At 71.0% G+C, this 9,820-nt stretch carries 5 protein-coding genes; 3 read left to right on the top strand and 2 right to left on the bottom strand.

Annotated features, from left to right (window positions below):
- Positions 1 to 368: 368 nt before the first annotated feature.
- Entirely contained in the window at positions 369 to 557 is a 189-nt protein-coding gene (locus ACLJN9_RS23330) for a hypothetical protein (RefSeq protein ID WP_410813622.1), read from the bottom strand.
- A gap of 19 nt (positions 558 to 576) precedes the next feature.
- Between ACLJN9_RS23330 and ACLJN9_RS23325 the strand changes: the two genes are divergently transcribed.
- The 3 genes from ACLJN9_RS23325 to pulA all read left to right on the top strand — a co-directional run bounded on the left by ACLJN9_RS23325 (position 577) and on the right by pulA (position 7,847).
- Positions 577 to 1,248, top strand: coding sequence for a hypothetical protein (locus tag ACLJN9_RS23325; RefSeq protein ID WP_410813621.1), 672 nt, complete (start codon positions 577 to 579; stop codon positions 1,246 to 1,248).
- Positions 1,249 to 1,533: 285 nt separating this feature from the next.
- Positions 1,534 to 2,124: a hypothetical protein gene (locus ACLJN9_RS23320; RefSeq protein WP_410813620.1), complete on the top strand. Its 591-nt coding sequence runs from the start codon at positions 1,534 to 1,536 to the stop codon at positions 2,122 to 2,124.
- Positions 2,125 to 2,294: 170 nt separating this feature from the next.
- Positions 2,295 to 7,847: a pullulanase-type alpha-1,6-glucosidase gene (pulA, locus tag ACLJN9_RS23315; protein ID WP_410813619.1), complete on the top strand. Its 5,553-nt coding sequence runs from the start codon at positions 2,295 to 2,297 to the stop codon at positions 7,845 to 7,847.
- A gap of 103 nt (positions 7,848 to 7,950) precedes the next feature.
- Here the strand turns inward: pulA and ACLJN9_RS23310 are convergent, their stop codons facing one another.
- Positions 7,951 to 9,636: a right-handed parallel beta-helix repeat-containing protein gene (locus ACLJN9_RS23310; protein ID WP_410813618.1), complete on the bottom strand. Its 1,686-nt coding sequence runs from the start codon at positions 9,634 to 9,636 to the stop codon at positions 7,951 to 7,953.
- Positions 9,637 to 9,820: the final 184 nt, after the last annotated feature.

The raw sequence follows: 9,820 nt of genomic DNA, 5'->3' as shown, positions 1-9,820 counted from the left end.
GTGCGGGAAGCTGTCGCGAGAACGCCGGCGATCCATGCGACCTGCTCAGGCGTTCCGGGGGATGTAACCCAGGCGGCCCGGCCGGTGTTCCCGGCGGCTGCCCCGCACCAGGGCTCCGAGGCCACGGTGCGCTGCCAGGTATAACGACCCCGCCCGGCCCACGATTCCACCCCCACGGTGACGCCGACCACGGGACATCCCTATCGAAACCGGACACGCACACCCCGGCTCGCGTCCCGAACCGGACACCACCGCCCATCGGGGCGGACGGGGACACACCAAGATCCGCCCACCATCGGGGAGACCGCTGCCTCACCAGACGACGAGGCAGCAACATCCCTGACACTGCCTAGATGGGCGGTGTGGGGTCAGGCGGGGTGGGTGGGCTTTGCGTCGTCGGCGGCTTGGGCATGCCGCTCGAGCAGTCGCTGCCGGATCTCCTCCGGTGTGTACGCGCGTCGGCGCCGCTCGGCCCGCGCGATGACCACGCCGGAGGCCGCGACCCCGGCGAGGCCGGCCAGCCCGAGGACCTTCCACCACCGCATCCGTTGCCGCATCGGCCTAGGGTAGACCCTCATGAGCATCAGCCTGGATGAGGCCGTCGAGTTGACCCGCACCGGCGACGTATGGGTATTCCGGGGCCGCAGCGTGCCGGACCGGGCGATCCAGTTCACCACCAACAGCCCGGTCAACCACGTGGGCATGGCAGTGGTGCTGGACGACATGCCGCCGCTGATGTGGCACGCGGAGCTGGGCAGGTCGCTGCCGGATCTGTGGTCGGGGACCCACCAGCGCGGGGTGCAACTGCACGACCTGCGGGACGCGGTGTGCGTCTGGGCCAACCGGTACGGCCAGCGGGCCTGGTTGCGGCAGCTCGACCCACCGGCGGACGGAGAGATGGAGCGGGCGGTGCTGCGGACGGTCGCCCGGTTGGACGGCACGCCGTTCCCGTCCACCGCCCAGTTGGCGTGGCGCTGGGTGCGGGGTCGGGTGCCGGCGCTGCCGCGTCCCGGTCGGCCCGCGCCGTCGGCGACCCCGGGCAGGACGTCGACGGCACGGGACCGGGCGCTGGAGACGGCGTACTGCGCCGAGGTGGTGGCGGTGACCTACGAGGCGATGGGGTTGCTGCCCGCCGGCCGGCGACCGAACTGGTACGACCCGGGGCGGTTCTGGAGCGGTGACGACCTCGGTCTGGCCGATGGTGCCGGGCTGGGTGCGGAGATCGAGGTCGTGGTGCCGCCGCGTTGAGGTGTGGTCGGGCGGGGGCGGTGTCCTCTGTGGGCGTGGCACCGGACGGCCCGACCCCGGGCCGTCCACGAGGACCGGCCGTTTTCCGGTTCCGGCCGGCCGGTCGGTCGGATCCGCACCCGGCCGATTCCCGGTCTGGCGTGCGCTGGCTACGCTGGCGCGGCAGTGGGGACGAGGGGAGACCTGATGGCGATGCGGCCGGACAGTGCGGCAGGTGCGCCCACGGCTTCTCGGGTGCTGGCCTCGGTGCCGTGGATCGTGGTGTTGCTCGGCGTGTGCGCGCTGGTGGTGCTGCTGGTGGTCGCGCTGCTGTCGTTCCGTAGCCGGGAGCGGAAAGGCGTGCCGGAGGCCGGGCCGCCGGTGTTCCTGCCGACGGTGCCGGCGGTCGCGCCGTCCGATGTGGGGCCGTCGCCGGGTGCGGAGCGGCGTGCGGCGTCGCCGCGCCCGTCGCGCGGCAGCCGGGCGCCGTCGCCGCGGGTGACCGCCAGCTCGCCGGCACCGCGGCGGCCGAGCGCCTCGGCGGTTGCGGCCGCGCCGCTGGTTGCGGTTGACGACACGGTCACCGCCCTGTACCAGGTCGGTACGGATGGCAGGGACGGGACCGCGGCGATTCTGTCGATCGCCAACGGGTCGAGTCAGTCGGTGGACTGGCGGGTGGAGTTGACGTTCGACGACGACATGCGTGAGCTGCGAGTCAGTGACGACGACGCGGGTATTTCGCTGTCGTCGCGCGGGGACGGCGAGTTCGTGCTGCGCGGTACCAGTTCGCTGGATCCGGGCGACAATCGGACGCTGCGCTTGCGGGTCGGCTGGGGCGACTCGGCACGGCGGCCGGTCCGGTGCACGATCAACGGGGTGGACTGCCGGCTCGGGTGACCCGATGCGGTCGACGGGCTGCGCTGCGTGGGGTTCCGATCAGGACGGTCACCGGCGGGGCGCCCGCTTCCGCAAGGATGCTGCTTTGTTGCGACTGTGTTTGCAAGGTATTGCAGAATGTTTCGGCAAGGGTTAGCGTGCGGCCAATCAGCGACCAGAGGAAGGCGTCGATGAAACCCCCGCCGATACCGCGCACCGCCCTGCTGGCCCTCGTCTCTCTGCTCACCCTCACGCTCGCCGGCACTCCGGTCGCCCTGCACCAGGTCGGCGCCGCGGCGGCGAACCCCCGATCGTCCGGCACCGACACGCTGGCCGTCGCCGGCGCGGCCCAGTGGCGCGACGAGCCCACCGCCGAGGCGCTGCTGAAGGCGGGCAGTGACACCGCCCGCGCCGAGCAGTTCTACTTCGTCCTGCCGGACCGGTTCGCCAACGGCGACCCGCGCAACGACTCCGGCGGCCTCGCCGGTGACCGGCTGCGTACCGGGCTCGACCCGACCGACAAGGGCTTCTACCACGGCGGGGACCTCAAGGGCGTCATCGACAAGCTCGACTACATCCAGGGCATGGGCACCACGGCCATCTGGCTCGCCCCGATCTTCAAGAATCGGCCGGTGCAGGGCGCCGGCAACGACATCTCGGCCGGTTACCACGGCTACTGGATCACCGACTTCACCCAGGTCGACCCGCACTTCGGCACGAACGAGGAGATGAAGCGGCTGGTCACGCTCGCCCACCAGCGTGGCATCAAGATCTACCTCGATGTGATCGTCAACCACACCGCCGACGTCATCAAGTATGCCGAGAACACGTACGCCTACGTGGACAAGGCCACCTCGCCGTACACCGACGCGCAGGGGCGGGCCTTCGAGGACCGTAACTACGCCGACGGGACTCGGGCCTTCCCGGCGGTGAACCAGGAGTCCTTTCCGTACACTCCGACGTTCTCCCAGCCCGGAGACGCCACGGTCAAGGTCCCGGCCTGGCTGAACGACGCCACCATGTACCACAACCGGGGCGACTCCACCTTCGCCGGCGAGAACAGCGAGTACGGCGACTTCTTCGGCCTCGACGACCTGTGGACCGAGCGTCCCGAGGTGGTGCGGGGGTTGACCAAGGCGTACGGGGACTGGATCGGCGCGACCGGCGTCGACGGTTTCCGGCTGGATACCGTCAAGCACGTCAACATGGACTTCTGGCCGCAGTTCAGCCGGGGCATCGAGCGGGCCGCCGAGAAGGCCGGCAAGAAGGACTTCTTCATGTTCGGCGAGGTCTACAGCGCCGACCCGGAGATCAGTTCCGCCTACGTCCGGCGGGGCGGCCTACCGGCCACCCTCGACTTCGCCTTCCAGGAGGCCGCACGCGGCTACACCACCGGTGCCGGCTCGGCGAAGGCCCTCGCTGACGTGTACGCCCGCGACGACCTCTACGCCGCACGGGACACCGACGCCGGTCGGCTGACGACCTTCCTCGGCAACCACGACATGGGTCGGATCGGCTCGTTCATCGCCGGCGGCGGCACCGACACCGCGAGTCACCTGCGCCGCGACCAGTTGGCCCACCAGCTAATGTTCCTGACCCGGGGTCAGCCGGTGGTCTACTCCGGCGACGAGCAGGGCTTCACCGGACCCGGCGGCGACAAGGACGCCCGGCAGGACATGTTCGCGTCGTCGGTCCCCGACTACCTCGACGACGACCTGCTCGGCACCGACCGCACCCACGCCAGTGACCAGTTCGACCCCACCCACCCGCTGTACCGGACGATCGCCGAGTTGGGCCGGCTGCGGCAGGCGCACCCTGGGTTGCGCGACGGCGTGCAGGTCACCCGGTACGCCGCCGACGGTCCCGGGGTCTTCGCCGTCTCGCGGGTCGCGGCAGCCGACCGCACCGAGTACCTGGTGGCGGTGAACAACGCCGAGACCGCGCAGACTGTCACCGTGGACACCTGGTCGGCCGGCGCCACCTTCACCGGCATCTACGGCGGCGCAGGAAGTGCCGGCGAACAGGCCGGCGGCGCATGCTGCGCCGGAGCGCCCCCGGCCCGTTCGGCGGGCGCCGACGGGAAACTGGCGCTGACCGTGCCGCCGTTGTCGGCGCTGGTGTACCGAGCCGGCACCCCCGTCGCGCAGCCAACCGGAAAACCCACGATCACCATCACCACCCCTGCCCCGGGCGCGCTGGTGGCCACCCGCGCCGCCGTCACCGCCCAGGTGACCGGTGACCCGCTGGCCACCGTCACCGTCGCGGCCCGGGTCGCCGGCGGCCGGTGGACGTTGCTGGGCAGCGCCGACCACGCGCCGTACACCGTGCAGCACGACCTGACCGGGCTGGCCGGCGGCACCCGGGTGGAGTACAAGGCGGTGGTCCGCGACGGGCGGGGCCGCACCGCGACCGCCCGGTCCGCCGCGATCGTGGGAACCCCCGCGCAGGGCGCGTCCCGGGAGTGGGCGGTGGTGCACTACCAGCGACCGGCGGGCGGGTACGACGACTGGGGGCTGTACGCCTGGGGTGACATCGACCCGGCGTACGTCACCGAGTGGCCGAAGGGGCAGCCGTTCGCCGGCGAGGACTCGTACGGCCGGTTCGCCTGGGTGAAGCTGAAGCCGGGCGCGACGTCGGTGAGCTTCCTGGTCGTCGACAGGGCCGGCACCAAGGACGTCGCCGCGGACCGCAGCATCGACGTCACGTCCACCGGCGAGATCTGGCTCAAGCAGGGCGATCCGGCGATCTATCCGACCCGCCAGGCGGCCACCGGAGAACCAGCCCCGCCGGTCGAGGAGGGCACCGCGGTCGTCCACTACCGGCGGGCCGACGGCAACTACGACGGCTGGGGTCTGCACCTGTGGGACGGGGCGGCCAACCCGACGGAATGGTCCTCACCGCTCAAGCCGACCTCCGTCGACGCGTTCGGGGCGGTGTTCCGGGTGCCGCTGGCCGCCGGGGCCACTGGGCTGAACTACATCATCCACAACGGCGACACCAAGGACCTGCCGGACGACCAGAGGCTCGACGTCGCCAGCGCGGGCCGGGAGGTGTGGCTGCTCGCCGCCACACCGGGTCGGCTGCTGCCGTCGACCAGCACGGGCGCCGGGAGGGACACCGACATCACCAAGCAGAAGGCGCAGTGGATCGACCGGTCCACGGTGGCCTGGCAGACCGGACCCACCGATGGCCGCCGGTACGCGTTGGTCGCCGCGCCGACCGGCGGGGTGAGCGTGGCCGACGGGGAGCTGACCGGGACGTACACCACGGTGCCGCTGCGGGCGCAGCGCAACGGGCTCACCGAGGCCCAGCGCGCGGCGTTCCCGCACCTGTGGGCGTACCGCAGCTTCACGCTCGATCGCGCGGACCTGGCCGGGGTGCCGGCGGCGCTGCGTGGGCAGCTCCTGGTCACCGAGCGCGACGCCGAGGGTGCCCTGCTCGCCGCCACCGGCGTGCAGATCCCCGGCGTGCTCGACGACGTGTACGCGCGGGCCGCCGACGCGACCCTCGGGCCGACCTTCGCCGGCCGCACGCCACGTCTCGCGCTGTGGGCGCCGACCGCCCGGTCGGTGGCACTGCAACTGTTCGACACACCGACCGCGCAGCCGGCGACGGTGCCGATGCGCCGCGACGACCGCACCGGTGTCTGGTCGGTGCGCGGCAACCGGGCCTGGACCGGGAAGTACTACCGCTACCAGGTGCAGGCATGGCAGCCCGCGGCGCAGCGGATGGTCACCGCCTCGGTGACCGACCCGTACTCGGTGGCCCTGGCGGCGGACTCCAGCCACAGCCAGCTGGTCGACCTGGGCGACCCGGCGCTGGCACCGCCGGGCTGGCGGACGCTGCGCAAGCCGGCACCGGTGCCGGCGGCGAAGGCGCAGGTCTCCGAGCTGTCGGTGCGGGACTTCTCGATCGCCGACGACACCGTGCCGGCGTCCCGGCGGGGCACCTACCTCGCCTTCACCGACCCGACAACCGCCGGCATGACGCACCTGAGGCAGCTCGCCGACGCCGGGGTCACCCACCTGCACCTGTTGCCGGCATTCGACTTCGCCACGATCCCGGAGAAGCGGGCCGACCAGCGCCAGCCGGCCTGCGACCTGGCGAAGCTGCCACCGGACTCCGAGGAGCAGCAGCGGTGCGTGGCGGCGGTCGCCGAGGCCGACGGCTACAACTGGGGGTACGACCCGCTGCACTACACCGTGCCGGAGGGCGGCTACGCGGTCGATCCGGCCGGCGCGGCGCGCACCACCGAGTTCCGGCGGATGGTCGCCGGGGTGAACGACGCCGGCCTGCGGGTCGTTCTGGACGTGGTCTACAACCACACCTCGGCGGCCGGCGTCGAGGACACGTCGGTGCTCGACCAGGTGGTGCCCGGCTACTACCAACGGCTGCTGGAGGACGGCACGGTCGCCAACTCCACCTGCTGTGCCAACACCGCGCCGGAACACACCATGATGGGCAAGCTGGTCGTCGACTCGCTGGTCACCTGGGCCAAGCAGTACAGGGTGGACGGTTTCCGGTTCGACCTGATGGGCCACCATCCGAAGGCGAACATCCTGGCCGTCCGCAGGGCGCTGGACAAGCTGACCGTCGCCCGCGACGGGGTCGACGGCAGGGCGATCCTGCTCTACGGCGAGGGCTGGAACTTCGGCGAGGTCGCGGGCGGCGCCCGGTTCGTGCAGGCCACCCAGGCCAACATGGCCGGCACCGGAATCGGTACGTTCAACGACCGGCTGCGCGACGCGGTGCGCGGCGGCGGCCCGTTCGACGCCAACCCCCGGGCGCAGGGCTTCGCCTCGGGGCTGTACACCGACCCGAACGGTGATCCGGTGAACGGGTCGGCGGCCGAGCAGAAGGCCCGGCTGCTGCACGCCCACGACCTGATCAAGGTGGGGCTCACCGGCAACCTGCGCGGGTACCGGTTCACCGACTCCGCGGGACGGCAGGTCACCGGCGCGCAGGTGGACTACAACGGCTCGCCGGCCGGCTACACCGCCGCGCCGGGGGAGGCGGTCACCTACGTCGACGCGCACGACAACGAGATCCTGTACGACGCGTTGGCGTACAAGCTGCCGCAGGCCACCACGGCCGTCGACCGCTCCCGGATGCAGGTGCTGGCGCTGGGCACGGTGGTGCTGGGGCAGGGCACCGGGTTCGTCACCGCCGGCACCGAGCGGTTGCGGTCGAAGTCGCTGGACCGCAACTCGTACAACTCCGGTGACTGGTTCAACCAGATCCGCTGGGACTGTGCCAGCGGCAACGGGTTCGGCGCCGGCCTGCCGCCGGCCCAGGCCAACCAGGACAAGTGGTCGTACGCGAAGCCGCTGCTGGCGGACCCGGCGCTGGTGCCGGACTGCGCGGCGATCGACACCACGAACGCCCGGTACGCCGAGCTGCTGCGCATTCGGGCGTCCTCGCCGGTGTTCGGCCTGAGCACCGCCGAGCAGGTGCAGCGGCGGGTGACGTTCCCGCTCTCGGGTGCCACGGAGACACCCGGTGTGCTGACCATGTCACTGGACGCCCGGGGGCTGGGCGGACGGTGGACGTCGGTGACCGTCGTCTTCAACAGCACGCCGGCGACGGCGCAGCAGACACTGGCCGGTCTGCGCGGTGCGGACGTGGCTCTGCACCCGGTGCTGGTGGACTCGGCCGATCCGGTGCTGCGGACGGCGTCGTTCGACCGGGGAGCCGGCACCTTCACGGTGCCGGCGCGCAGCGTGGCGGTCTTCGTCCAGCGTTGAGGAGGAACGGCGGACCGGCCCCCTCCCGCTGGTGCGGGAGGGGGCCGGTCCCTGTCTCGACCCGTCGTGCCGCCGGTGGCGGCCGTACGTCACGCGACGGTGATCAGCCGAAGCAGTTCGGCGGGATGACCGGGCTGCCGAGGCAGTTGGTCGGCCGGTTGCCGGTGACCGCCGACCTCTGGTCGATGGTCACACCGGAGTTGTTGGTGTAGATGCCGCCCGGAGGCAGGGTGGAGAAGTTGTACGCCACCTTCGACTCGTCCAGGACGACCTGGCCATCGTCGTTGAAGATGCCGCCGGCGACGCTCACCGGGCCGACCGCCCGGTTGCCGTGGACCTCGGTCCTGCGCAGCACGGTGATGCTGTCCTCGTTGAACACGCCGGCGCCGAAGAAGGCGGCGACGTTGTCCTTGATCGCGCTGTCCTCGACCGTGGCCCGGCTGTCGAAGGCAACCGCGAGGCCGCCGCCGACGCCGATGGTGCTGTTCCGCTCGACCTCGACGCAGTAGAGGTTCAGCGTGCTGTCGGCCGCCGCGATGCCGCCGCCGGCGACCAGCGCGGTGTTGTTGTTGACCTTCGAGTCCTTGACCGTGGTGTTGCCCCCGATGTCGAGGAGGCCGCCGCCGAAGCCGAGCGTCTCGTTGTCGCTGATCTCGGACTTCTCGACCCACACCGCGCCGCCGTCGACGTCGTCGGTGAAGATGTCCGCGGCGCCGTTGGAGATGCCGGCACCGCCGATGCCCGCCTCGTTGTTCTTGATCTTGGTCTCGTACACCTTCAGCACGCCGGCGTTGAAGATGCCGCCGCCGAAGAAGAAGGCGGTGTTCTCGGTCACGCTGCTCTTGCTGATCTCGGTGGTGCCGAAGTTGGCCACTCCACCACCGTTGCCACCGGACTGGTTGCGAACGATCTCGGTGTCCTCGATGGTGGCGGTGCCGCCCGGCTGCACCAGGATGCCCGCGCCGTCGTTGAAGCCCGGCGTCTCGACCAGCGTCGAGACACCACCCTTGGGCGTCGCCGCCTTGGGCGTCGCCTTCGGCGTTGCCTTCAACGCGGTCCGCGGCGTGTTCGCCGCCACCTTGCCGGCCTTGGTCGCGGCCGCCGTGGATTCGACCGAGGTCGAGTACGCCGACCAGACCGCTGCCGGCGTCGGCGCCGTCAGGGTGTTGAGCGTCTGGCCACCCTTGATGGTCAGGCCCTTGAGTGTCAGGCGCCCACCGGGGCCGACGTTGAGGATCCGGAAGTAGGCGGCGGTGGCGTCCCGGACGATCTCGGTGTCGTGACCCTCGAGGGTGATGTCCTGCTGGATCACCGGCAGGCCGTTGCCGAGAAAGTCGTTCCGAGTCAGGTTGTAGGTGCACTTGTCCGCGAGCTTCAGCGTCGCGCCGTAGTTCTGGTTGGCGTAGACGATGGCCTGGATCAGCTTGTCGGTCTGGCAGGGCACCTCCTTCGTCCGATCGTCGTGGTCCTTCTTGCCGTCGTCCTTGCCGTCCTTCTTGTCCTTGTGATCCTTGTTGTCCTTGTCCTTGTCCTTGTCCTTGTCGGAGTCGTGCCGGTCGCGGTCCTCGTCGCTGCGGTCCACGTCCTGGTCGTCGCTCAGGCTGACCTGGGCGGTGGCCCACTTGAGGCCATCGGAGCCGACAGCACCCGCGCCGGTGGCGACACCGACCGTGGCCAGGCTGACCACGCCGGTCAACCCGGCCACGCCACTGACGAGCCACAGCTTGCGGCGGCGCTTCGCCCTCGCAGCCGGCTCAGCGGCTTCATGGTTGGTTAGGTAGTTGGACATCGGAGCTCTCTGCCCTCTCCTCGTGCCAGACAGGGGCGCATCGCCTCAGGCGGGCGTCCCCGCTACAAATCGGTTGTAGCCTCCAAAAATGACCGTATGGGAAGGTTCTTCGTCTCGTGGTCGTATCCGAGAGAACCCCGCATTCGGTACATTCTTCGAACATCGGGACGGTCAGTACCGGACG

The sequence above is a fragment of the Micromonospora sp. 067-2 genome, assembly GCF_046549295.1.
In the GTDB taxonomy this organism is placed as follows: domain Bacteria; phylum Actinomycetota; class Actinomycetes; order Mycobacteriales; family Micromonosporaceae; genus Micromonospora.
Note: the sequence above shows the minus strand (reverse complement) of the source record. Positions and strands in the feature narration are given on the sequence as shown.